The 21,795-nt window shown below is 64.1% G+C and carries 25 protein-coding genes; 3 read left to right on the top strand and 22 right to left on the bottom strand.

Annotation, left to right across the window (positions count from 1 at the left end):
* Window positions 1-179 precede the first annotated feature (179 nt).
* The 15 genes from AGR7B_RS04670 to AGR7B_RS04600 all read right to left on the bottom strand — a co-directional run bounded on the left by AGR7B_RS04670 (window position 180) and on the right by AGR7B_RS04600 (window position 16,016).
* The gene (locus AGR7B_RS04670) at window positions 180-1,733 is read right to left on the bottom strand and encodes a Do family serine endopeptidase (RefSeq protein ID WP_080856140.1); all 1,554 of its coding nucleotides are present in this window, start codon (window positions 1,731-1,733) and stop codon (window positions 180-182) included.
* Between the two features lie 153 nt (window positions 1,734-1,886).
* Complete coding sequence (locus AGR7B_RS04665; protein ID WP_162934050.1) at window positions 1,887-2,354, bottom strand: cytochrome c-type biogenesis protein; 468 nt, start codon at window positions 2,352-2,354, stop codon at window positions 1,887-1,889.
* 125 nt (window positions 2,355-2,479) lie between these two features.
* Window positions 2,480-4,471, bottom strand: a complete 1,992-nt coding sequence (locus AGR7B_RS04660; RefSeq protein WP_080856136.1) for a heme lyase CcmF/NrfE family subunit — start codon at window positions 4,469-4,471, stop codon at window positions 2,480-2,482.
* Entirely contained in the window at window positions 4,468-4,980 is a 513-nt protein-coding gene (gene ccmE, locus AGR7B_RS04655; protein ID WP_080856134.1) for a cytochrome c maturation protein CcmE, read from the bottom strand. The genes AGR7B_RS04660 and ccmE overlap by 4 nt, the downstream gene beginning before the upstream one ends.
* Window positions 4,977-6,140 (bottom strand): c-type cytochrome biogenesis protein CcmI, encoded by a 1,164-nt coding sequence (ccmI, locus tag AGR7B_RS04650; protein ID WP_162934049.1) that lies wholly within the window; start codon window positions 6,138-6,140, stop codon window positions 4,977-4,979. The genes ccmE and ccmI overlap by 4 nt, the downstream gene beginning before the upstream one ends.
* Before the next feature lie 161 nt (window positions 6,141-6,301).
* Window positions 6,302-6,730: an RT0821/Lpp0805 family surface protein gene (locus tag AGR7B_RS04645; RefSeq protein ID WP_080818775.1), complete on the bottom strand. Its 429-nt coding sequence runs from the start codon at window positions 6,728-6,730 to the stop codon at window positions 6,302-6,304.
* 105 nt (window positions 6,731-6,835) lie between these two features.
* A complete protein-coding gene (locus tag AGR7B_RS04640) occupies window positions 6,836-8,236 on the bottom strand; it encodes an ATP-binding protein (RefSeq protein WP_080856130.1) in 1,401 nt (466 codons plus the stop codon).
* Window positions 8,226-8,897 (bottom strand): response regulator transcription factor, encoded by a 672-nt coding sequence (locus tag AGR7B_RS04635; protein WP_003509815.1) that lies wholly within the window; start codon window positions 8,895-8,897, stop codon window positions 8,226-8,228. Before AGR7B_RS04635 ends, AGR7B_RS04640 begins: the two co-directional genes overlap by 11 nt.
* A 94-nt stretch (window positions 8,898-8,991) precedes the next feature.
* Entirely contained in the window at window positions 8,992-9,246 is a 255-nt protein-coding gene (locus AGR7B_RS04630) for a hypothetical protein (protein ID WP_003497070.1), read from the bottom strand.
* Window positions 9,247-9,383: 137 nt separating this feature from the next.
* Window positions 9,384-9,590 (bottom strand): hypothetical protein, encoded by a 207-nt coding sequence (locus tag AGR7B_RS04625; protein WP_035262738.1) that lies wholly within the window; start codon window positions 9,588-9,590, stop codon window positions 9,384-9,386.
* Window positions 9,591-9,624: 34 nt separating this feature from the next.
* Window positions 9,625-13,425, bottom strand: a complete 3,801-nt coding sequence (locus AGR7B_RS04620) for a baseplate multidomain protein megatron (protein WP_080856129.1) — start codon at window positions 13,423-13,425, stop codon at window positions 9,625-9,627.
* 16 nt (window positions 13,426-13,441) lie between these two features.
* On the bottom strand, window positions 13,442-13,876 hold the full coding sequence (locus AGR7B_RS04615) for a C40 family peptidase (RefSeq protein WP_080856128.1): 435 nt from the start codon (window positions 13,874-13,876) through the stop codon (window positions 13,442-13,444).
* Window positions 13,873-14,757, bottom strand: a complete 885-nt coding sequence (locus AGR7B_RS04610; RefSeq protein WP_080856127.1) for a phage/gene transfer agent baseplate hub protein — start codon at window positions 14,755-14,757, stop codon at window positions 13,873-13,875. Before AGR7B_RS04610 ends, AGR7B_RS04615 begins: the two co-directional genes overlap by 4 nt.
* Window positions 14,754-15,392 carry a TIGR02217 family protein gene (locus AGR7B_RS04605; protein ID WP_080856126.1) on the bottom strand — a complete coding sequence of 213 codons (639 nt, stop codon included), beginning with the start codon at window positions 15,390-15,392 and terminating at the stop codon, window positions 14,754-14,756. Before AGR7B_RS04605 ends, AGR7B_RS04610 begins: the two co-directional genes overlap by 4 nt.
* A gap of 42 nt (window positions 15,393-15,434) precedes the next feature.
* Entirely contained in the window at window positions 15,435-16,016 is a 582-nt protein-coding gene (locus tag AGR7B_RS04600) for a phage tail tape measure protein (RefSeq protein WP_080856125.1), read from the bottom strand.
* A gap of 112 nt (window positions 16,017-16,128) precedes the next feature.
* On the opposite strand from AGR7B_RS04600, the gene AGR7B_RS04595 reads away from it, so the two are divergent.
* Both AGR7B_RS04595 and AGR7B_RS04590 read left to right on the top strand, forming a co-directional pair.
* A complete protein-coding gene (locus AGR7B_RS04595) occupies window positions 16,129-16,356 on the top strand; it encodes a DUF4160 domain-containing protein (RefSeq protein ID WP_065654819.1) in 228 nt (75 codons plus the stop codon).
* On the top strand, window positions 16,349-16,753 hold the full coding sequence (locus AGR7B_RS04590) for a DUF2442 domain-containing protein (protein ID WP_020808630.1): 405 nt from the start codon (window positions 16,349-16,351) through the stop codon (window positions 16,751-16,753). Before AGR7B_RS04595 ends, AGR7B_RS04590 begins: the two co-directional genes overlap by 8 nt.
* A gap of 5 nt (window positions 16,754-16,758) precedes the next feature.
* On the opposite strand, the gene AGR7B_RS04585 is transcribed toward AGR7B_RS04590, so the two are convergent.
* From AGR7B_RS04585 to AGR7B_RS04575, 3 genes are read right to left on the bottom strand one after another with little or no spacing between them, the layout of a single operon-like run.
* Window positions 16,759-16,968, bottom strand: a complete 210-nt coding sequence (locus AGR7B_RS04585; RefSeq protein WP_080856124.1) for a rcc01693 family protein — start codon at window positions 16,966-16,968, stop codon at window positions 16,759-16,761.
* Window positions 16,965-17,324: a gene transfer agent family protein gene (locus AGR7B_RS04580; protein ID WP_080856122.1), complete on the bottom strand. Its 360-nt coding sequence runs from the start codon at window positions 17,322-17,324 to the stop codon at window positions 16,965-16,967. The genes AGR7B_RS04585 and AGR7B_RS04580 overlap by 4 nt, the downstream gene beginning before the upstream one ends.
* On the bottom strand, window positions 17,324-17,731 hold the full coding sequence (locus AGR7B_RS04575) for a phage major tail protein, TP901-1 family (protein WP_065654184.1): 408 nt from the start codon (window positions 17,729-17,731) through the stop codon (window positions 17,324-17,326). The genes AGR7B_RS04580 and AGR7B_RS04575 overlap by 1 nt, the downstream gene beginning before the upstream one ends.
* A 90-nt stretch (window positions 17,732-17,821) precedes the next feature.
* Between AGR7B_RS04575 and AGR7B_RS04570 the strand changes: the two genes are divergently transcribed.
* The gene (locus tag AGR7B_RS04570; protein ID WP_162934048.1) at window positions 17,822-19,021 is read left to right on the top strand and encodes an MFS transporter; all 1,200 of its coding nucleotides are present in this window, start codon (window positions 17,822-17,824) and stop codon (window positions 19,019-19,021) included.
* A 7-nt stretch (window positions 19,022-19,028) separates the two neighbouring features.
* On the opposite strand, the gene AGR7B_RS04565 is transcribed toward AGR7B_RS04570, so the two are convergent.
* The 4 genes from AGR7B_RS04565 to AGR7B_RS04550 form a co-directional block, all read right to left on the bottom strand.
* On the bottom strand, window positions 19,029-19,424 hold the full coding sequence (locus tag AGR7B_RS04565; RefSeq protein ID WP_080856120.1) for a DUF3168 domain-containing protein: 396 nt from the start codon (window positions 19,422-19,424) through the stop codon (window positions 19,029-19,031).
* Window positions 19,421-19,756, bottom strand: a complete 336-nt coding sequence (locus tag AGR7B_RS04560; RefSeq protein ID WP_020808625.1) for a phage head closure protein — start codon at window positions 19,754-19,756, stop codon at window positions 19,421-19,423. The genes AGR7B_RS04565 and AGR7B_RS04560 overlap by 4 nt, the downstream gene beginning before the upstream one ends.
* Before the next feature lie 3 nt (window positions 19,757-19,759).
* A complete protein-coding gene (locus AGR7B_RS04555; protein WP_080856119.1) occupies window positions 19,760-20,329 on the bottom strand; it encodes a head-tail connector protein in 570 nt (189 codons plus the stop codon).
* A 178-nt stretch (window positions 20,330-20,507) separates the two neighbouring features.
* Window positions 20,508-21,776, bottom strand: a complete 1,269-nt coding sequence (locus tag AGR7B_RS04550) for a phage major capsid protein (protein WP_080856118.1) — start codon at window positions 21,774-21,776, stop codon at window positions 20,508-20,510.
* Window positions 21,777-21,795: the final 19 nt, after the last annotated feature.

The raw sequence follows: 21,795 nt of genomic DNA, 5'->3' as shown, positions 1-21,795 counted from the left end.
GCAAGCTCTCGGTCTATCGCTGCCCTTGCCCCCTCATCCCGCTGCCGCGACCTTCTCCCCCACGGGGAGAAGAAACAAGTGGCACGCGCTCGTTCCATATGTTCTGTCCCGTCCTACAGGCGAGACACATTCCTTGACGACGCCGGCTCCCGAAAGAACCGGCATCGCCTTTCAGCCTATCAACCCTGGTCGATATCCAGAGCGATGAAGCGGCTGCCATCGTCCGTCTGGATCTGGAACAGCGCCTTGGTGCGTCCGTCTTTCTTGGCCTGTTCGAGAATCTTCTCGATATCGGCGGCGGAAGCGACCTGCTGGTTGTTGACCGAGGTGATCTTCTCACCCGTCTTCAGGCCACGGGCGGCAGCATCGCTGTCGGGATCGACATCGGTGATGGCAAGGCCGTTGCCGTCATCGGCGGGCGAAACCGTCAGGCCGAGGCTGGAGAGCACCTTCTCGCTGGAGGACTGGCCGCCCTTGTCGTCGTTCTGGCTCGGAGTCGCCTTGGAAGCATCGTCGCTGGCGAGATCGCCGAGCGTTACCGTGACAGGCTGCGACTTGCCGCCGCGCCACAGCGAGATTTCAACCTTGGTGTTGGGCGCCATGCCGCCGATGCGGCGCGACAGGTCGCGGGCATCCTTGACGGGCTCGCCATTGACGGCGGTGATGATGTCGCCCTGCTTGATGCCGGCCTTGTCGCCCGGCGAGCCGGCCTGCGGCGAAACGACGAGCGCGCCGCTGGCTTCGGAAAGGCCGAGCGATTCAGCGATATCCTTGCTGACGGGCTGGATCTGCACGCCGAGCCAGCCGCGTTCGACCTTGCCGTCCTTCTGCAGGTCGGCGATCACGTCCTTGGCGACCGAGGCCGGAATGGCGAAGGCGATGCCGACATTGCCGCCGGAAGGCGAGAAGATGGCGGTGTTGATGCCGACGACTTCGCCGTTGAGGTTGAAGGCGGGACCGCCCGAGTTACCACGGTTCACGGCGGCGTCGATCTGCAGGTAATCGTCATAGGGGCCGGAGCCGATATCGCGGCCACGGGCCGAGATAATGCCGGATGTCACCGTACCGCCGAGGCCGAAGGGGTTGCCGACGGCGACAACCCAGTCACCAACGCGGATCTTGCTGTCATCGGCAAATTGGACATAGGTGAACTTGCGGTTCACATCGACCTTCAGCAGCGCCAGATCGGTGCGCGGATCGCGGCCGACGAGCTTGGCGTCGAGTTCGGTACCGTCATTCATCACGATCGTATAGGCGGAGCCGTCATCGACGACGTGGTTGTTGGTGACGATGTAACCATCTTCGGAAATGAAGAAGCCGGAGCCCTGAGCGACGGGGCGCAGCGGACCCTTGCCGTCACGGTGGCGGTTCGGGCCACGGTCGGAGCGATCCTGGTTGGGGCCGCCGAATTCCTTGAAGAAGCGCTTCAGCGGATGGTCGTCCGGAAGCTGGTCGAGGCCACGGCCGCCGAAATTGAAGGAGAAATTGCCGCTATCATCGGAAGCGGGCTGCACGTTGGACTGCACGCGAACGGAGACGACGGCAGGCGATACCGCATCGACCACATTGGCGAAGCTCGGAACCTGCGGCGCAGTCACCTCGACGGGGGCGGCAAAAGAGTGGAGGATCGGTGCGGCGATGCCGGTGGAAAGCATCAGCGCCGCAAGGCCGCCAACGGTCGTGGCCTTTAAAGCCGTCTTCAGCGAGAAATGGCCGTTTTGCGAATGAGACATGGTGTACCTTCTTTCTTCATTCAGACTGGAGCCCGTTTGACCGGGGAAGCGGTGGATGATGAAGATATAGGAGGCGACACCTTACGGCGAAGTGTCTGACGAATGAAAAATCCGTAATGTTGAAAAAGAACCGTGGGGAAAAATGAAAAACGGTTATTTTTCAATGAGATTGCGAATTCTCATCTCTTCGTCCGCGCTCAGTTTCTGCGGCTGTTCCTGGCTTGCGCGACGGCGGGAAAACACGAAGACGGCGAAAATTCCCGCAAGGGTGAGACCGATGGGCGCGCCCCACAAAAGCACGGTGCGCAGGCTGAGGCGCGGTTTCAGGAGCACGAACTCGCCGTAACGCGACACGACATAATCGATGACGGCCTTGTCGCTGTCACCCTCGACCAGCCGTTCCCGCACCAGAACCCGCAGGTCACGCGCGAGCTCCGCATTGCTGTCGTCGATGGACTGGTTCTGGCAGACCATGCAGCGGAGCTGAGACGTGAGGTTGCGGGCGCGCTGCTCCAGCACGGGGTCTTTGAGGACTTCATCCGGGTTGAAGGCGAAGGCCGGAGAGGCTGCAGCGAAGACGAGGGTGAGAAGAAGAGCAAGCCTTGCCACTCTCTCCCTCATTCCTGTGCTTGTCACAGGAATCCAGCCAGCCCAAGTCCTTGGGCTGAGAGGAGTCCTTCGCCGCGCAGACGCGCGTCGGCTGGATTCCTGTGACAAGCACAGGAATGAGGGGAGCAAGACCACACTCATTCCGCCGCCTCCGGCATTGCAGCCTGCACCGGCTTCGCCTTGCGATTCGGCGCTCCGACCCGCAAACGCCTGTCCGAGAGCGAGATGAAACCGCCCGCCATCATGAACAGCGTGCCGCCCCAGATGCATAGGATGAAGGGTTTCCACCAAATGCGCACCACCATGCCGCCATCGGCCATGGGGTCACCCAGCGAGACATAAAGCTGGCTGAGGCCGAAGGTCAGGATGCCGGCTTCCGTCGTCGGCATCCGGCGTGCGGTATAGAGCCGCTTGGACGACCAGACATCGGCCACCTCCACCCCCGCCTTGCGCACGGTAAAATGGCCGCGATCCTCGGTGAAATTCGGGCCGACGGCGTGGCGGACGCCATCGAAGGTCAGGCTGTAACCGCCCGCTTCCGCCGCCATGCCCTCTTTCATTTCCAGGACCGTCTCGGTCTCGAAAGTGGTGACGATGACGATGCCGAGCACGGTGATGCCAAGCCCCATATGCGCCAGCGCCGTGCCGAAGGCCGAACGCGGCAGGCCCTTCAGGCGGCGAAACGCGATACCGAAGGCGAGCTTGCCGAAATTGGCGCGATACCAGAGATCGGCGAAAGCGCCGAAGATCAGCCAGAAACCGGCGGCGATGCCGAGTGCGGCCAGCACCGGACCGCCATTTTCGATATACCAGAGCGTCAGCCCGGCAAGCGCCGCAAGCGCTGCCGCCACATAAAGCCGCTGGAAGGCTCCAAGAAGATCGCCGCGCTTCCAGGCGAGCATCGGTCCAAAAGGCGTGACGATCAGGATCGGGATCATCAGCAGACCGAAGGTGAGATTGAAGAAAGGCGCGCCGACCGAGATTTTTTCGCCCGTCAGCGTTTCCAGAATGAGCGGGTAAAGCGTGCCGATCAGCACGGTCGCGGTCGATACCGTCAGGATAAGGTTGTTGAGGACGAGCGACCCTTCGCGCGAGATCGGCGCAAACAGGCCGCCGGCCTTGAGCGACGGCGCGCGCCAGGCAAAGAGCGCGAAGGCGCCGCCGATGAAGACGGTCAGGATGCCGAGAATGAAGATGCCGCGGCTCGGATCAGTAGCGAAAGCGTGGACCGAGGTGAGCACGCCGGAGCGGACGAGGAAGGTGCCGAGCAGCGACAGCGAAAAGGTCATGATCGCCAGAAGCACAGTCCAGATCTTCAGCGCCTCACGCTTTTCCATGACGAGCGCCGAATGCAGCAGCGCGGTTCCGGCAAGCCACGGCATGAAGGAAGCGTTTTCCACCGGATCCCAGAACCACCAGCCGCCCCAGCCGAGTTCATAATAGGCCCAGTAGGAGCCCATGGAGATGCCGGCGGTCAGGAAGGTCCATGCGGCGAGTGTCCATGGCCGCACCCACCGCGCCCAGGCGGCGTCGATGCGTCCTTCCAGCAGCGCCGCAACGGCAAAGGAGAAGCAGACGGAAAAGCCGACATAACCGAGGTAAAGCAGCGGCGGATGAATGGCGAGGCCGAAATCCTGAAGAATGGGATTGAGGTCCTGCCCCTCGGCCGGCACCGGCTCCAGCCGCAGGAACGGATTGGAGGTGAGCAGGATGAACAGCAGGAAGGCGACCGAAATCCAGGCTTGTACCGCAAGCACATTGGCTTTGAGCGTTTCCGGCAGGTTGCGGCCGAAGGCGGCGACGAGCGCGCTGAAAAACACGAGGATGAGCAGCCACAGCAGCATGGAGCCTTCGTGGTTGCCCCAAACGCCGGTCAGCTTGTAGATCATCGGCATCAGCGAATGGGAGTTTTCCCAGACATTGCGCACGGAAAAATCCGAGACGGCATAAGCCCGCGTCAGCGCCGCGAAGGAGAAGGCGACCAGCAGGAACATCAGGACCGAGCCGAGCGAGGCGACATCCATCAGCGCCCGGTCGTTGCGGCGCGCGCCGATGACCGGCAGCGTCGAGACGATAAGCCCCACACCGAGCGCCAGAACCAGAACATAATGGCCGATCTCGTTGATCATCTGGTCGCTCCGGTCTTGTCGGAAGAAGCTGCGCTGGTCGCTGGCGTTGCGGCGGCTGGTTCTTCGCCTTCCCCCGCATGCTGCCACAGGCCCTTGTCCTTCAGCCGGTCTGCCACTTCCTTCGGCATGTAGTTCTCGTCGTGCTTGGCCAGCACGCTGTCGGCAACGAAACCGTGGGTCGCGGCATCGAACATGCCTTCGGTCACCACGCCCTGCCCTTCGCGGAAAAGATCGGGCAGGATGCCGGTATAGCTGACCGGCACGTTCGCTTCACCGTCGGTGACCGTGAAGCTCACCGTGCGGCCCTCGCCGCGCTTGATCGAGCCTTCCGCCACCAGCCCGCCGAGGCGGATGCGGGTGCCGGGGTTGACGGGCGTTTTCTCCAGATCGGCCGGCATGTAGAAATAGGCAATGGACTGGCCGAAGGCGAACATGACGAGCAGCACGGCTGCAACGATGAAGCTCATGCCGCCGCCGATGATCGCCAGGCGTTTCTGTTTGCGGGTCATTGCGTCACTCCCTGCGGCGCGGCATCCTGCTGCCCGTTCATGCGGATCGGTCCGGCGGAAACGCCCAGTTCCTTGGCCAGCGCCAGCAGTTGGCGGCCCTGCTCGCCCTCCGGCGGGAAGGCCTTCAGCCCCGCTCGCAACGCCTCTCCGGCCTTGGCTTCGTTCTTCAGCACGGAATAGGCACGGACAAGCCGCATCCAGCCTTCAAAATCGGCGGGGTTTTCCTTCAGCTTGGCGTCGAGGCTCGACACCATGCCCTCGATCATCGCCTGCCGGTCAGAAGCCGTCATGTCTTTTGCCGCCGCCATGTCCTCAGCGGTCGGGCCGGGTGCGGCAGGGGTCGCCGCGCCGCCGGTCCGGGCGATATGTTCGCGCACCAGCGGCAGCCACGGCGCGCCGGCCGGTGCATCGGCCGCCAGCGCGGTGAAGGCGGCGCGCGCTTCCTCGGCCTTGCCGGCCTGTTCCAGCGACAGCGCCAGATAGAAACGGGCGCGCGGATTGCCGGGCTTCAGCTCTTCGGCCTCAGCAAAAGCAGCACGCGCGGCTTCGATGACGATGCCGTCATTGCCGGCCACCAGCGTTTCGCCAAGGCCCGTCAACCGTTCCGGGCTCGGTCCCAGAATACGAAGCGCATTGCGATAGGCAAGCTCGGCATCGCCAAGCCGCAATGTCTTGAAATAGATCGGCGCGAGGATATCCCAGCCGGCGCCGTCCTCCGGGTTCTGCGCGAGATGCCGTTCCGCCCGGGCGACCAGAAGGTTCATGTCGTTGCCGGGCTTTTCAAGACGCGCCTCGAGCGGCATGTCCGGCACCTCCGGACTGCCGTTCCAGATGTAAAGACAGAGACCGAGCGCGGGCAGCAGAACCGTGATGAGGCTGGCGGCAAGATTGTGCCGGCGCGGCCGGGTTTCTTTGCCGGATTGCTCTTCCGCTTCGGCGGCGGCGAGAAGCCGACGGCCGATTTCGGCGCGGGCATAATCCGCCTCGGTGTCGCCGATCAGACCGGCGGCGCGTTCGCGGTCCAGTTCGGCCAGCTGATCGCGATAAACGGCGACCTCACCGTCGCGGCGCGTCTGCGACGCCTCGGTCTTCCGCATCAGCGGGTACATCAGGACGATGGCGACAGCCGCCGTCAATATCGCAACGACAATCCAGAACATAAGGCTCAATTACTCGAATGCGCGGCACATGGAAACATGAAGCGCGGGGATGACGTGAATTTGAGACATCACGCCGCACCGCAGGCCATCTCCCGGCTGCACCGCCATGCCTCTTCTTGTCATCGCAAAAGGCCCGTGACCTTGATTTACGTCAAACTATTTCAAGTCAGCGGCGACCAGCTTCCATCGGCATTGCGGCAGGCTGCGCCGCGCGCCCTGGTTTCGCGTCCGTCGACGGTCAGGGTGTGCGAATATTGCCGGCAATTCTGGTTGCCGACCTGGTAGGGCGCATTGGCGACCACCTGCCCCTTGGCGTCATCGCCGGTCCACGACACAGGCGTGCCGACGGGGGCCGTTTCCAGCGCCTTGTATTCGGCCTCCAGCGCCTTGGTCTGGTCACCCCTGTCGAGCTGCACGCCGCTTCTCCCGACAATGCCGCCTTCCAGATTGGCAAGGAACGGCGTCGAAGGCTGCGATGAACGGCCGAACAGGCCGCCGCCCGCCGGGCGGGTGCCCGTGGTGGTGCAGGCGCTCAGCATCGATACACACAGGATCGAGAGAAGTGCCGGGCGTGACACCAGCGAACGCATTGTCACGGAGCGGCAGCCATCATACACGTCAACCAAACCCTGTCCTCTTTTTTACCGCATCGCACCTAATATAGTGCCATTGAATTTCTTGCCTTTTTTCTTGCCTCACGCAAGCTCTTTCGAAAGGCCCGGCAAAATCAGATCGGCTTTCAGCCCGCCGATGCCGCTGCGCGACAGCGAAAAGCGGCCATGGTACTCTGACACCACCTCGGAAACGATCGACAATCCGAGGCCCGTGCCCGGCCGACTCTCGTCCAGCCGCCGCCCGCGCTTCATCGCTTCGCTGATCTGTTCCGGCTCAAGCCCCGGCCCGTCGTCCTCCACCGTCAGCTCCACCCAGGAGCGACGGGCGATTTCCGCATCGGAGGATGGATGCGTGCCGGCCGCAAGCGTGATGACCACGCGCGTCTGCGCAAAACGCGCGGCATTTTCCAGAAGATTGCCGACGACCTCTTCCAGATCCTGCTGCTCCATGCCGAGTACCGCGCCGGGTTGCTCGAAATTCAGCACGAACTGCTTGTCGGGGTTCAGGCGGCGCATCACGCGCACCAGCCGCTCCAGCGCCGGCTCCGCTTCCACGCGGGCGAGGATCGAGCCGCGCTGGGCGGCGATGCGGGCACGGGAGAGATAGGATTGCACCTGCGCCTGCATGGCGTCCGCCTGCGCCCGCACCAGATCGCCATGCTGCGGCTCCAGCGTGCGGGCCTCGTTCAGAAGAACGGCGATCGGCGTTTTCAGCGAATGCGCGAGATTGCCGACCTGCATGCGGGCGCGCTCCACGAGGCGGCGATTGCTGTCGATCAGCGCATTGACCTCATTGGCAAGCGGCTGGATTTCACGCGGGAATTCGCCTTCGAGGCTTTCCGCCTCCCCGCCCCTGATCTTGCCGAGCGCGACGCGAGCCTGATCGAGCGGTCGCAGACTGTAGAGAATGGCAAGGCCGTTGACGACGAGACTGCCGACACCGAAAACGGCGAGCGCCAGATAAAGGCTGTTGGAGAAATCACGCACATCGTCTTCCACGACGTTCAGATTGCCGGAGACACGGAAACGCGCCGCGCGCCCCTCGCCATCCAGCACAACTTCCGTTTCCGCCACGCGCACCTGATTGCCGGCCTCGTCGGTGACGGCATAAAAGCGCTCATAGCGGTTGTCGAAGGGCGCATCGAGAATGCTCGGCACCGGCAGGGTGGAGACGCCGAGCGACGACGACACCAGCGGCGCGGTCTGGAAATTGCCGAGCGGCTCGACAACCCAGTACCAGCCGGTATCGGGCTGCGAAAAGCGCAGATCGCCGAGCTGCGGGCTGCCGGCCAGCGTGTTCTCATTGGAAATCGTCACGGAATTGATGACGTTATAAAGCTGCGCCCTCAGAAGATCGGTGAAGCTGCGCTCCACACCCTGCCGGTAAAGCGTCGAGATCACGACGGCGATCACCACCAGCGCCAGCACCGACCAGAGCGAGGCGAGCAGCAGAACGCGGGCGGTGAGGGAATTACTTCGCATCTGCCGGCGCTTGCATCCGGTAACCGAGACCACGGATCGTCTCGATCAGATCAACACCGAGCTTCTTGCGCAGACGGCCGACAAACACCTCGATGGTATTGGAATCGCGGTCGAAATCCTGATCGTACATGTGTTCGACCAGCTCGGTGCGCGAGACGACCTCGCCCATGTGGTGCATGAGATAGGACAGGAGCCGGAACTCGTGCGAGGTGAGCTTCAGCGTTGTGCCGTTGACGGTGGCCTTGGAGGATTTAGTGTCGAGCCGGACCGGGCCGCACACCAGTTCGGAAGAAGCATGGCCGGCGGCGCGGCGGATGAGCGCGCGCACGCGGGCAAGCACTTCTTCCACATGGAAAGGCTTCGTCACATAGTCATCTGCACCGGCATCGATACCGGCGACCTTGTCGCTCCAGCGGTCGCGGGCGGTGAGGATGAGCACCGGCATGGCCTTGCCGGCCGCACGCCATTTTTCAACGACGGTGATGCCGTCGAGCTGCGGCAGGCCGATATCGAGGACGATGGCGTCATAGGGCTCGGTATCGCCGAGATAATGGCCTTCCTCGCCGTCGAATGCCTGATCGACAACATAACCGGCTTCTTTCAGCGCATCGGTCAGCTGACGATTGAGATTGGCATCGTCCTCAACAACGAGAATACGCATTGTCCGCCCTTTCCTGTATCCCGGCCCGCAGGCGCGTCGCCGGTCATGCTAAATGTGTCGGATTGTTTTCCGATATTTCGGCGATGCGGGCAAGCTACATCGGCACGCGCATCGTCACCTTGCGCGGGCGTTCGCCATTGCCCTGGACGAGAACGGTGACGACACAGGACTGACCGTCACCGGAAGGATAGACCGAAAGCAGCTGACCGCCGGTTTCGCGCACGACGCGGGCGACGGCTGCGCCGCAATCGCTCGCCGCCAGAATGTAATGGCCCTGCAGATCAGCCTCGGGCGCCGTGAAACCGGAAAGCCCGGCTGCAAGCGTCGCGATGATGAGAGGTGATGCCATTCTACAAACTTCCAAAAAAGCGGGTGCGTCTCGAACCGTATTGTGACCGAATATGTAGCGCAAAGCGTCTGAATGGCAAATGAATGCCGCCCCCGCCGCGTGGGCGCCAGGCGGGAACGGCGTTGTCGCGGGTGCTGTCAGCGAATGGCGCTGGTCGCCGAAAGACGGCCGTAAAGTGCGACCAGACCACCGATTCCGCCCGCAACCGTCACCAGCCCGTCCGCCAGTTCTCCTTGCAGACCGGCGGGCAGATCAAGGCCTGCGATGCTGAAAAGCGGTGCGAAAACCGCAACCAGAGCGCCCCAGATCGTGCGCGATTGATACCATGCTTTGGTACTGTCCATAGTCTCATCCTTTGCGTTGTTTTTCAGGCACATGTCAGATCGGGAGGGTGGCCTGCGCCACCACGCCCGAGGGCACCGCGCGGCCGAGCATTCGGACACGCACGGAAATGTGATCCCGCAATGCCGGGAAATCTGTGAGTTCGTCTGCGGCGGGGTAAAACCAGAAGGGTTGCGAAACCTCCGCCATGCGCCGCACGGTCTCGCCGTCCAGCACCTCGATGCGATAAAGCTCGAGGGGCTCGTCCAGCGGAATGTCGCTCGCATCCCAGCCATCGGCCTCCACCCGGCCCCGTCGTTTCCACCTGATGAAAACGCCGTCGCCGCGCCGCTCGGCGGCAAGATGCACCGGCGCGAGCGGTGTCAGCGCCCGCAGGCCGCCCTCGAAGGCAAACGGACCGCTCGGCGCGCCCGCCATTCCGGCCGCTTCCGCGATCCAGTTCAGGCGTCGCCCGCGCTCGCTCGCGGCAAGACCGAGCGGCTGCACCGCCGCATCCAGCACCACCACCGGCGCACCTTTCGGCGCGCCCGCGGCGAGCGCGTCTTCCGTGCCCGCCAGTCCCCGCAGAAGAGCGGAGAGCCGCCAGCGCGAGGGTGCGATTTCCTCGGCTTTTGCGAAGGCGACGATTTCCCACACACCGTTCGCCGCCTTGATGGCGAGACGGTTCTCGCCATTCAGCACCGAAAGCTCCCCGGCCGACGATACCTCGCCGAAGGGCAGATCGATGAGGATTGTGTTTTTCCGGTCGAAGCGGCCGGAAGGACCTGATGTCAGCGGCATTGCCAGCGCGCCGATCATCGCCGACCGGTCCAGCAGCACGCGCTGCCGGTAACCTTCACTGCCCGGCGACGCGGAAATGATGATTGGCCGCCAGGGCTTTGCAAGCGCCGCACTCCGCGCCGAATCCTCCGGCGCGGTGCCGTCATGGTAGGGCAGATCGAGAAACAGCACTTCCGGCGCGAAACCTTCGGCTCCGCTTGCGCCGCTGCTGCGCCGTTCCTCCGCGCCGCCGGCAAAGACCGGAAAGGCAGCGGAAAAGGCCCGCGCCTCCACCTGCCGCACCGCGCCGTCCTCGATCCGGCTGACCAGAAACCGCCCTGCCGGCGCCTGCGGAAAGGTCCCTTCCGGCAGGCGGATACAATCACCCGGTTCAAGCGCGATATCGCAAGGCGGCAGAGCAAAGCGCAGGCTGCGCCGCGCCTGCCGGTTGTCGCGCAACAACGCCTCGACGGCGGCCTCCGCCGTTTCCGCAGGCAGGGCAGCGTTAAGATCGAGCCGCATCACCCGGCTGCCGGCATTGTCGATGCGCCGGGACCGTACACTTGCCTGCTCGTAATCCAGCGTGGGGTTGAAAGAGGTCAGCACGGCTTCAGCCGCGAAATCGCTGTCATGGCCGCGATTTTCCGACCAGAGCGGCTCGTCTTCCAGATCGGCCAGCACGGCAATATCCCGGACCGGCAAGACCGCCGTATTGCGGGAGCGGAAGCGCAGGGTTCCGCCATCTTCCGTCACATCCACCTGAAACGCCGCCATCAGCGGCTCCAAGAGGTTGCGGGCGGAGGTCACGTCTCCCTGCACATAACCTCCCAGATCGCCGCTGACGGCGGAAACATCGAAGTCTGAAAAGCCGTGATCGGTGAGGATGGCGGCGATGGCATCGGCGAGCGTTGCCGTGCCCAGCCTCCCATTCAGCCAGTGGCCGGTGCGCCAGTTCGCCCCATCGCTCCAGGCCGCGCTATTCTGCGGAAAGGCCGGAAAGGGCCGTGCATCCCAGGTCCACAGATAGACCCGGCTTGCATCGACCATCGCCGCATCGCCCTTTCCCCAATGGTCGAGATGCGCCTCCAGAAACCGTCGCTGCTGGCTGTCGGCGCGGTTGCGGCGGGAAAAATAGGGAAAAGCGTTTTCCGCCGATTTCGGATCAGGAAAGACATTGGGCCGCGTCGCGCTCTTGTCCACCGCCGGGCAACCGAGTTCGGTGAACCAGACCGGCTTGGAGCGCGGCGCCCATGCCGTGGGCACGGTTTTCTCCACACCCCGCACCCGGTCGTAGTGGAGGTTTCCCCACCAATTGCGCAAGTCCTTGTAACGGAACACCCACGGCTTGCCCTTCAACCCGTCGGTAATCGGCGTGCGCCGCCGCGCGGCGCGGTCCGCATCGCTAGCATAATACCAGTCGAACCCCTCTCCCGCCGTGATCGCGCGGCGGAAGGCGCTCACATCGTCCGGGCCGGTCATGCCGTCGGGATTGCCGTTTGCGGCATCCCCGTCGCGCCAGTCGGAAAGCGGCATGTAGTTGTCGATGCCGATGGCGTCGATATTCGGGCTCGCCCAGAGCGGATCGAGATGGAAGAACACGTCGCCCAAGCCGTCTGCCGGCTGGTGGCCGAAATATTCGCTCCAGTCCGCCGCATAGGTCAGCTTCACCGCCGGCCCCAATATCGCCCGCACATCGCCAACCAGCCGCACCAGTTCCTCGACAAAGGGAAAGGCATCATTCTCGTCTCTCAGCGCCGTCAGCCCTCGCAGCTCCGAACCGATCAGGAAAGCATCCACCCCGCCAGCCCGGGCCGCCAGCGCCGCATAATGCAGCACCATACGGCGATAGCCTTCATCGCGGTTGCAGAAGGCGGAAACCTGCGCCCTTGCGCCCGCGCTGCGATCCGCAGAACCGGCCCTGCCGGGTGCGGGAAAGCAGGTGATGCGCCCGCGCCAGGCATAGGCGTCCTGTTCGCCTTTGCCATAGGGGTCCGGCAGACCATTGCCGATGGTAACATCCATCATCACGAAGGGGTAAAGGCACACCCGAAGCCCGCGCGCCCTGAGATCGGCTATCGCCTGCAACACGCTTTCATCATTCGGCGTGCCGCCATAGGCCGGGCCGCCGCCATGATGGCTGACAGGATGCGCCTCATCGCGCGAAAGGCCGGCGACGGACCATGGCATGGTTTCCCCATCCCGGCCGGCCACTTCCACGCCCGGCAGAATGCGGCATTCCCCCGCCCGCATATCCGTGCCGAACCAGCTTACCACCAGCGCCACGCTCTCAAGATTGGGACACAGATCCAGCAACTCGTCGATCGCCGCAGCCCAGTCGGTCGAAGCGGTCAGGCCGTTGCGGTTCATGATGCGGCTTTGGCCGATCCCCGTCCTTTCGGAAACCTGCGCAGTGGCGTAACCGTGTTCCGTTGCCCCCGGAATGACGGTGATGGCGCGGATGGATTTTTCCAGCCGGCCGACCGGCCGCACCACTTCGAACTGCATGAGCGGAATGCGGTTGCCGAAGCCGTCGAGCGGCAGGCGTTCGAACACCACATAGGCCAGTCCCCGAAAGGCCGGCGCATTGCCCGCCCCCTGCTTCGCCTCGATCAGCGGGTCGGGCATTTGCGTCTCGCTGCCGGGATAAAAGCGCATCTCCACGGCACTCAGGTCCACCTCCCGCCCATCGGCCCAGACGCGCCGCACCCTTGCCGCCTCGCCTTCGCACAGGCCGATGGCGACGTTGGCGAAATACCGAAAGGTCTCCACTTTCGGACCGCGATTGCCCTTGCCGCCACGCCGCTGCACCTCCACGCTTTCTTCGAAACGCGTCGCCCAGATCAGCGTGCCGCCGATCCGTGCTGCGCCGTAAAGCCGGTTGATCGCCGCTCCCTCATCCGCGCCGGGAATGCGCGCGGTCGAGAGCCGCGCGCCCGTTACCGTCCGCCCGTTCGAAAGCAGCGTGCGGTCGATGGCGTTGCCTGCCAGCGCCCCGGCCGCCCGGCCGATCACCGCGCCCAAAGGACCGAAAATGCCGCCGAGTGCCGCGCCCGCCGCCTGAAAAACGATTGTCGCCATGCTTGCCTCGAAAAATTCAGGGATCGGGAAAACGGAAGACGCCGGCGATGCGCCGCCGCCAGCCGGGCACCAGCGCCGAACGCACCACCGCCGCCTGTTCATAGGCGTGGATGAAATGCTGCGGACCGGCCAGAATGCCGAGATGCTTGGCGGCGGCATCGGCACGCCAGCGGAACAGCAGCAGGTCTCCCGGCCTTGCCTCTTCCAGGCCCGCCACCGCCGGAAAATGGCGTTTTGCCGCCGCCATCAGCCGGTCCTCGCCGCCGCGTTCGGCCCAATCGGGCGCATAGGGCGGCGGCAATTCCGGTTCGTGGCCGTAAAGGTCCCGCCAGATGCCGCGAATGAGGCCGAGGCAATCGCAGCCGACATCCTTCAACGAGGCCTGATGCCGATAGGGCGTGCCGATCCAGCCTTCGGCAAGCGCCAGCACTCTTTCGCCGGGGTCGCTCATGAAAACAGCGCCCCGCCGTCATGGCTCTCGCCGCCCGCCGCGTAGGAATAGGCGAAATCCGCCCCCGGCAGATGCGGAAAGCCCCGAAAATTCAGATGATTGGCGAATTTCGCGCGGCAGGTGGCAAAGCTCTTGTCACAGCCGGCGGTGACGGAAAACCTATCTCCCGGCAAAGGCGGCTGTTCCGGCAGCAGCCAGAAGGACAAAAGCACCCCGCCGTCACGCCGCTCCTGCCCGTCGAGATCGAACCCCTTGCCGGCGAGCGGGCCGGTCAGAAAACGCAGCTTCCCCCGGCTGAAAAAACCGTCGGCAAAGGCATCGAGCCCGGAAACGAGCAGGCCGCCCGAGGCGTCCACCGCCGCCACGCGCCCATGCCCGGTAAAGCGCGCCAGATCGACACTGCAACGCCTGTCGCCAAGGGCGGCGTCGCAGCGCCGCCCATAGACCCTGCCCTGCGGCTGGCCGAGGCGATGGGCAAGACTGCGCAGCTCGGCGCGAAACGCCCCGCCGGCCCGCGTCACCTCGCCAATCTCGCGCCTGTTCAGCAGCACATGCTGGTCAGGCGCCTGCCAGTTGACGAGGAAAAGCTCCACCCTCGCCCCATCGAAACGCCCGGCGGCCAGATCGCCCTCCGCAATCGCCTCGCTCGAAAAACCGCCGGCCACCTCCCCGGCGCCTGCGCCCAGCCCCGTTTCGCCGTCACTATCGCTGGCCGAAAAGCCGCTGGCGGCAAGGTAGGAGGTGCCGGCAAACGATATCGCCTCGTCATGATCGGTAAAACCGATCATCGCACCGTCCTTCAGTGTCACCTTCCAGCAATGGCATGTGGTCGTCGCATCTTGCCCGAGATGCCCGGCAAGGGCGGCGGGAATGGTTTTCATGGCAGGATTTCCATCAGTGGAATGGAGGGAATACGGCCCGCCTCGAAAGCGGTCAGGTTCACGTCGATACGGTCGATCCCGAAACGGACCGGCACGTCGAATTCGAAACCGGCGCGGATCGCGGCGCCGGCGGGCGGCACCCGCCCCGCACGTAACACGATCATGCCGGTTACATGATCGACCGCCACATCAGCCGCTTCGACCTTCACCCCCTCGACCGAAACCATGACCGAGCCTTCGGCCGGTTTCTCGATCCGCCGCACGAAAGAGCCGCCCGCATCGGCATAGGTCTTCAACAACTGAAAACGGGCCGTCATCCCGTCGCCGGTACCGATCCTCTGATCGGTCGCGGCGGGCGTCTCTCCCGGCGGGCAGGATTTGAAATCCACCGGATCGCGAAAGCGAAAGCCGTAAAGCTCGCCGCGCCGCGCCTCGAAAAAGGCGAGCACCTCATAAAGATCGGCGACGGAGCGGATACCGGATCCGGCATCATAGCTACGTCTGGCGTTCCTCCAGCGCTGGTTGCGGCTTTCGCGGCCATTGGACAGGTTGACGATGTCCGTCCGCCGCACCGGCCCGCCGCTCACCCCGAGTGCGAGCCGCAGCGGAAACCGCACTTCATGAAATGCCGCCATGTCGTTGTTCCTGGATTCTTTTCGATGGTCTTGAAGCGTGGGTCACAATCCGCGCTGGCCGCGCCCGACGCTGCGCGCCAGCATGGCCGCGATCTGGCCTTCGCTTTTCCGAAAGCTCGCAGCATCCGTCGCCGTCACGTTAAAAACGATCTGCGCCCCGCCTCCGCCGGACGGCGCGGCAACGCCGAGAGCGCCATCCGAACCACGCTTCAGCGGCAGGATCGCTTCCGCACCCGCCTCGCCCATCAGGCCAAGCCCGCCGCCCATCGGAAAAAAGGCGGGGCTGGAAACGACGCCGCCATCGGCAAAGGGCGTGATGCTGCGTCCCGGCACACCGCCATCGGCAAAAGCGAACAGCGAACCGCCGCCGTTCAACAGCCCGCTGACGGCATTGCCGATCATGCCCTCAAGCGGTTTCAGGCCAGCCGAAAGCGCGATGCCGGACAGCCGCTGCCCCAACCCGCGCAATACATCGTCCAGCCCTTTGCCACCCGCCATCGCCGCCTGCAGGGCCGAGGTCAGGGCCGCCCCGAACCGCTCGGACCGGCGCTCGAGATCGCCCATCACCTCGGACAGCGCCGCCGCCTCTTCCCGGTTCTCCGCCATCGATCCTTCGCCCGCCATCGCGCTTGCCTTTCTGATTCAACTGGGGAATGCATGGTGCTGAAACAGCTCTCAAAAACCGCTGCTTCAACCCACACTCTTTTAAAACCCAACTTCTTGGGTTATGGTTCTCATGGTCACGGTTCTCCGCCAGCATGGCATGCGTTTTGTCATCTACACTGCCGATCACGAGCCGCCGCATGCTCATGTTTATGGAGAGGGTGAAGCCCGTATCGACATCGTCGGCCTCGTCGTTCTCACGCAGGGCGGCATGTCGGACCGGGATGTGCGGCGCGCCGTCGCCGTCATCGAGGAAAACCGGAAGCTGTTTATGGAAACCTGGAGACGATATCATGGTTGAGGTCAGCGATGCCGAACTCGCCGCCGCCAAGGAACGCTGGCAAAAAGAGCGCGCCGAGCGCCCTATTCCGGTTTCCGTGCGTTTCGAAACGGCCTCTGCCCGTGTCATCGTCGATTTCGCCAACGGCGCCTGCTTCATGTTTCCCGCGCGAGCGCTCGAAGGCTTGCAAGACGCGACCGCCGAACAGCTTGCGGATGTCGAACTGCTCGGCGAGACGGGTCTGCATTGGGAAACCCTCGATGTCGACTATACGATCAGCGGCCTGATGAACGGTATTTTCGGCAGCCGCACATTCATGGAAACACAGCGCAAGGGCGGGCAATCCCGCTCTCCGGCCAAGACGGCAGCCAGTCGCGCGAACGGTGCCAAGGGCGGACGTCCACGAAAAATGCCCTGACGCCGTCACCCATCCGGAAACCGCCGCATCATCGCTTCCATCGACTGACGGTCGGGGCCGCGGTGGACGGCGTTGCCGCCCGTCATCGCGAAGAATTCTCGCGGGGTCAGCCGCCAGAAGGTTTCTGAGGAGAGCCGCAGCAGGCAGAAGCCGGCATGGATCGCCGCCTCCCAGGGGAACGGGCGCGGCGTCGCCTCGCCTGCTGCGGCGCTCAAGGGTCCGTTGGCGTCTCGCCTTTCAGGCCGCCGAAGGTGGCGGTCAGAAGATCGGCGACGATGGCGGCATGGCCGGCAATGCCGCCTTCCACCGTGGCGGCGGCTACATCCTCGTCGGAAAAGACATTGCCCGCACCGCGCAGGCCCGCGCCGATCACCCTTATCATGTCGACCGCCTTCATGCGGCCGCTCGCGAAACGTTCGGCGAGCGCGGTGAGGTCGTCGGCTGCAAAGGCGGTTTCGAGTTCGGCCAAGGCCCCGAGCGTCAGGCAGAGAACGCGCCTTTCGCCGTCGATCAGCGCCTCGATCTCGCCGCGATGGCGGTTCGCCCGCCCGTAACGCAAACGCTCAGGCATCACAGCGCTCCAAAATTGAGAAGACCGGCCGATTCCAGCGCGATCTCGAATTGCACCTCGCCATCGTGACGGCCGGAATATTCGAGCGCTACGATCTGGAACGGCCCGGTAACGATGCCGAAACCGGGAATGACGATCTGCCAGCCGGGAATGCTGCCCGCAAAAAATGCGCCGCGCACCAGCGCATCGCTCGCCTGATCCTTGAAGATGCCGGAGGCCGTGAGCGACGCCCGTTGCACGCCGGCGCCGGCAAGAAGCTCCCGCCAGCGCCCCGCGCTTTCGGCATCCGTCACATCGACGGCCTGGGCATTGAAGGCCAGCCGCTTTGTCCTCAGCCCCGCAACGGTTACGTGGGAACCGGCATTGTCGATCTTCAGCAGCAGGTCCTTGCCCTTCTGCGCCACCATGTTGTTTCCTTTCGTCTCGATTGCTGTTGCGGGGTCGCGAAGGGCCTGCTACCAAAAGCGTTCCTGCACCTCGCACCCCGCGATCTCACCATGTCCGACGCTGCCCCCCTGACGTCTCGCGCGCGCCTTATCGGCGTGCTTGCGGTCGGGCAGATCGTGAGCTGGGGTAGCGGTTTCGATATGCTGGCCGTCCTCGGGCCACGGATCGGCCAGGAGCTGGCCATCACCAACGGCGTGGTTTTCGCCGGCCTCACGATCATGATGACCATCAGCGCTCTGTGCGGCCCGCTGCTTGGAAGAATGCTGATGCGCCACGGCGCGGCGCCGGTGCTGGCGGCCGGTTCGGTATTCTTCGCGGCCGGCTTTGCCGTGCTCGCCCTCGCGGGCGGGGCAATGAGCTATCTCTTGGGTTGGGCCGTGATGGGTTTTGCCGCCACCTGCGGCCTGACGACGGCAGCCCATGCGGCCGTGGTGGAACGTGTGGGCGCGGAAAGCGGCCGGCTTTTGACGCTGCTGATGCTGTTCACCGGGCTTTCGGCGGCGGTTTTCCTGCCGGTCACCACCATTGCCGATCAGCATCTCGGCTGGCGCGGGACGCTTGCCGCCTATGCCTGTCTGCAAATCTTCATCCTGCTGCCGCTTTATCTTTTCGTGCTTCCCGGCCGTCCGGCCCGAAAAGAGGCAAAGCCGAAAGAAGAGACGGCGATGTCGCCCTCACCGGTCGATACGCGGCGCGCCTTCGTGCTGCTGGCCGCCATGACGACGATCAGCGCGTTTACGACCTTCGGCCTGTCACCGCTTCTGCCGCTGCTTCTGGTTCAGGCCGGCGCAACGCAATCGCTTGCGGTGCAACTGGCATCGGCACGCAGCGTGCTTGCGATTACGGCGCGCGGGCTGGATTTCCTGCTCGGGAAGCACGGAAATCCCTTCCTCACCGCCATGATCGGTTTCTGTCTGCTGCTCTTTTCCCTGCTGCTGTTGCTCGCCTTTGCTCCGGCCATGCCTGCCTTCATCGGCTTCATCGTTTTCTTCGGCTTTGGCGCCGGCGTGCTCACCGTCAGCCGGGCCGTGTTGCCGCTCGCGGTATTTTCGCCGGAAGAATATGGGCTTCAGGCCGCGCGCATTTCCCTGCCGCAGAACCTCGCCATTGCCGTGGCGCCGGTCGTCTTCACCCTGGCGCTGGATCGCGGCGGCGTATCCGCCATGCTCACCATCGCCTCCGTGCTGATCGGCATTTCGTTTCTACTGCTGATCGTTCTGTGGAAAACCGTGCGCAGGCAGGGTTCCTGAAACGGCGCTACTCCGTCACCGCCCTGAAGCGCATTTCCGCGATGAAATTCCGTGTCTTCGCCTCGCGCCGCGAGCGGCTGGAAAGAAGATGCAGATTGACAAGAGACACACCGGCAATCGGCAGCGCCGCATCGTCGAGCAGGATCTTCACCCGTTCGACGATTTCGCCGGCACCCCTTCGGCCATTGGCATCGCTCCATATCTGCAGCGACAGGAAATGCTCCTCGGCTCTTTCCGTCGCCGTCGAATAGTCCCGGCTTTCGAGATCGTCGATAACGATGCACGGCAGAAGCGCGCGCGGCAGAAGCCGGTCGACGATGCCGCCGGGGATAAGCGCCGTCACCGCGGCATCGCTACCGAGCCTTGCGAAAATCGCCTGAAGAAATGCGTTGGCAGCGCTCATCGGCTTTCCTCCTCGCAGCGGCAGACGATGAAGCGACGCGTCTCATCCGGGTCCATCACCGCCCGGATCGCCAGAATGCGGCGGCCCTTGCGAAAGCGCATGCCGGCGGCGATGTCGCCGCGGTAAGCCAGCCAGACGCGGTGGGTGATCGTCACGCCCTCGGCCGAGGCCCGTTCATGCGATGCCTCCGAAACGGGTTCGATCGCAGCCCAGAGCGACCGCAGGAAATTCCAGCTTTCGGCAGCACCGCCCTGCCCGTCCGGCGTTTCGGTCCGCACGTCCAGTTCCAGCCGCGCCGTCAACTTGCCGGGATCGAGAAAAACAAGGTTCATGTCTCAAAGCCCCAGACGGCAGAAAGGCGCCACCAGCCGCTCGTAACCGGCGGGAATGGCGGCGGGCTGGTTTTCCGGGGCGACCGCGCCGCGAAAGGCGAACATCTGCGCCACATGCATCAGCATGGCGCGTTTCAGCGTGTCGGGCACATCCGTTCCCGCTTCGCCATAGCCGGCAATGAAATCGATCTCGATGCCATTCATCGCCCGTCCGGGGGCCGGCGGATCGCGCAGCCACAGCCTTGCGGGACGCGCCGCGCCATCGAGCAATTTTTCCCCGGCGGTGATGTCTGCCGAGCGACCCTCACCGTCAAAAACCAGTATAGTTTCGATGGCTTTCACCGGTGTCCTGCCAATCGGAATCACGCCGTTCTGCGGCCACCGGTCGAGATAAAGCCGCCAGGTCTGGCGGATGAGGCAAAGTCCGGTCGTACGTTCCAGATGCTCGCGGGCGGTGCGGATGAGCGCGGCAAGAAGCGCATCCTCATCGCCGCTGTCGAGACGCAGATGCGCCTTCACCTCGGCAAGCGTCAACGGCTCCGCCTGCGGCGGATGAATGAGGGCATAGGTCATGGGTTCTCCGGAAGAAAGGTAGTCGCATTAGCGAGCGGGTACCGCTTGTTTCTTCTCCCCGAGGGGGAGAGGTCCGCGACAGCGGGATGAGGGGGCAAGGGTAGATGTGTTCGGAGAGCTTGCCCCCTCATCTGCCCCTTCGGGGCATCTTCTCCCCGGCGGGGAGAAGAAAGGGCGGTCAATTCACCCCGAATTTCACCAGCTTGATCGCCTCGAAATTCTGCACGCCGCCGCCCACGCGTTTGGTAGTGTAGAACAGCACATAGGGTTTGGCCGAATAGGGATCGCGCAGGATGCGCACCCCGGTACGGTCGACGACGAGGTAGCCGGCGCGGAAATCGCCAAAGGCGACGGCGAAGCTGTTGGCCACCACATTCGGCATGTCCTCCGCCTCCGTCACCGGAAAGCCCATCAGCGAGGCCGGCTGGCCGGCAGCGGCGGGCGGATGCCACAGATAGGCGCCGCTGGTATCCTTGAAGCGGCGCAGCGCCCCTTGCGTCTTGCGGTTCATCAGGAAGGTTCCGTTCTGGCGGTGGCCGGCCTTCAGCGCATAAACGGCATCGAGCAGCACATCCATCGGCCCGGCGGAGGCGAATCCGGCCGAAACGCCGGTCGCGACATAACCGATATTGCCCCAGCTCCAGCCATCATTGGCGACGGCCGCATAGGAGAGGAAACCCCTGGGCTTACTCGCGCCATCGCCGGCAATAAAGGCGGCGGCCTCCTGTTCGGCGAAAGCGATATCCACTTCGGAGGCGATCCAGGCTTCGATATCGACTGCCGCATCATCCAGCAGGCCCTGTGTGGCCGCCGGCATGGCGTAAAGCTCCATGGTCGGGAAGGAAAGCTCGGCGAGCTGCGGCGTTGCCGTTTGCGGACGCGCCGCCGTTTCGGAAACCCAGCCGGTCGTCATGCCGCCGGGCGAGAAGGGTTTCTTCAGCACGGCGGCGGAAACCTGCCGGACGGTCGCCAGCGCGCGGATCGGCGAAATCGCCGTCATGCGCCGGCCGATCTCGCCATCGGTCTCGTTCGGCAGCAGAAAACCGCCATCGGCCCCGGTCGAACCGGCAAAGGCCTTGGCCTCCAGATCGCGCAACGCGCCCTCCTCGCCGCGACGGATATAGGCCTCGAAAGCGGCCTTGTGCTCTTCGGCATCGTGGGAAAGCGCATCCTTGCGGCCAAGCGCGGGACGCGCTTTCTTGAGCGCCAGATCGTCCATGATCCGGCGGTTGTCGTCGAGCGCCCTGTCGATGCGGTCGAGCTTGTCGCGGGTCACGACATCCGCGCCCATCTTTCGCTCGATATCCGCAAGCCGCTGGTCGTTGGTCTCGCGAAAGGCCTCGAAGGCCTCCATGAACTCATCGAAGGCCGCCGTCACCGTATCGGGCACGGCCTTCACCTGCGGCGCGACGGTCATCGGGGCCGGTTTCGTCATCTGGTCTGTCATGTCGTTTCCTTGTTGGTGA

The organism is Agrobacterium deltaense RV3 (genome assembly GCF_900013505.1).
In the GTDB taxonomy this organism is placed as follows: Bacteria; Pseudomonadota; Alphaproteobacteria; order Rhizobiales; family Rhizobiaceae; genus Agrobacterium; species Agrobacterium leguminum.
This window is presented reverse-complemented; position numbering and strand designations above follow the sequence as displayed.

Bases quoted from the DNA above. Each gene is read 5' to 3' on its own strand.
- AGR7B_RS04670 (WP_080856140.1), bottom strand. From the start codon at position 1,733: ATGTCTCATTCGCAAAACGGCCATTTCTCGCTGAAGACGGCTTTAAAG.
- AGR7B_RS04665 (WP_162934050.1), bottom strand. From the start codon at position 2,354: ATGAGGGAGAGAGTGGCAAGGCTTGCTCTTCTTCTCACCCTCGTCTTC.
- AGR7B_RS04660 (WP_080856136.1), bottom strand. From the start codon at position 4,471: ATGATCAACGAGATCGGCCATTATGTTCTGGTTCTGGCGCTCGGTGTG.
- ccmE (WP_080856134.1), bottom strand. From the start codon at position 4,980: ATGACCCGCAAACAGAAACGCCTGGCGATCATCGGCGGCGGCATGAGC.
- ccmI (WP_162934049.1), bottom strand. From the start codon at position 6,140: ATGTTCTGGATTGTCGTTGCGATATTGACGGCGGCTGTCGCCATCGTC.
- AGR7B_RS04645 (WP_080818775.1), bottom strand. From the start codon at position 6,730: ATGCGTTCGCTGGTGTCACGCCCGGCACTTCTCTCGATCCTGTGTGTA.
- AGR7B_RS04640 (WP_080856130.1), bottom strand. From the start codon at position 8,236: ATGCGAAGTAATTCCCTCACCGCCCGCGTTCTGCTGCTCGCCTCGCTC.
- AGR7B_RS04635 (WP_003509815.1), bottom strand. From the start codon at position 8,897: ATGCGTATTCTCGTTGTTGAGGACGATGCCAATCTCAATCGTCAGCTG.
- AGR7B_RS04630 (WP_003497070.1), bottom strand. From the start codon at position 9,246: ATGGCATCACCTCTCATCATCGCGACGCTTGCAGCCGGGCTTTCCGGT.
- AGR7B_RS04625 (WP_035262738.1), bottom strand. From the start codon at position 9,590: ATGGACAGTACCAAAGCATGGTATCAATCGCGCACGATCTGGGGCGCT.
- AGR7B_RS04620 (WP_080856129.1), bottom strand. From the start codon at position 13,425: ATGGCGACAATCGTTTTTCAGGCGGCGGGCGCGGCACTCGGCGGCATT.
- AGR7B_RS04615 (WP_080856128.1), bottom strand. From the start codon at position 13,876: ATGAGCGACCCCGGCGAAAGAGTGCTGGCGCTTGCCGAAGGCTGGATC.
- AGR7B_RS04610 (WP_080856127.1), bottom strand. From the start codon at position 14,757: ATGAAAACCATTCCCGCCGCCCTTGCCGGGCATCTCGGGCAAGATGCG.
- AGR7B_RS04605 (WP_080856126.1), bottom strand. From the start codon at position 15,392: ATGGCGGCATTTCATGAAGTGCGGTTTCCGCTGCGGCTCGCACTCGGG.
- AGR7B_RS04600 (WP_080856125.1), bottom strand. From the start codon at position 16,016: ATGGCGGGCGAAGGATCGATGGCGGAGAACCGGGAAGAGGCGGCGGCG.
- AGR7B_RS04595 (WP_065654819.1), top strand. From the start codon at position 16,129: ATGGTCACGGTTCTCCGCCAGCATGGCATGCGTTTTGTCATCTACACT.
- AGR7B_RS04590 (WP_020808630.1), top strand. From the start codon at position 16,349: ATGGTTGAGGTCAGCGATGCCGAACTCGCCGCCGCCAAGGAACGCTGG.
- AGR7B_RS04580 (WP_080856122.1), bottom strand. From the start codon at position 17,324: ATGCCTGAGCGTTTGCGTTACGGGCGGGCGAACCGCCATCGCGGCGAG.
- AGR7B_RS04575 (WP_065654184.1), bottom strand. From the start codon at position 17,731: ATGGTGGCGCAGAAGGGCAAGGACCTGCTGCTGAAGATCGACAATGCC.
- AGR7B_RS04570 (WP_162934048.1), top strand. From the start codon at position 17,822: ATGTCCGACGCTGCCCCCCTGACGTCTCGCGCGCGCCTTATCGGCGTG.
- AGR7B_RS04565 (WP_080856120.1), bottom strand. From the start codon at position 19,424: ATGAGCGCTGCCAACGCATTTCTTCAGGCGATTTTCGCAAGGCTCGGT.
- AGR7B_RS04560 (WP_020808625.1), bottom strand. From the start codon at position 19,756: ATGAACCTTGTTTTTCTCGATCCCGGCAAGTTGACGGCGCGGCTGGAA.
- AGR7B_RS04555 (WP_080856119.1), bottom strand. From the start codon at position 20,329: ATGACCTATGCCCTCATTCATCCGCCGCAGGCGGAGCCGTTGACGCTT.
- AGR7B_RS04550 (WP_080856118.1), bottom strand. From the start codon at position 21,776: ATGACAGACCAGATGACGAAACCGGCCCCGATGACCGTCGCGCCGCAG.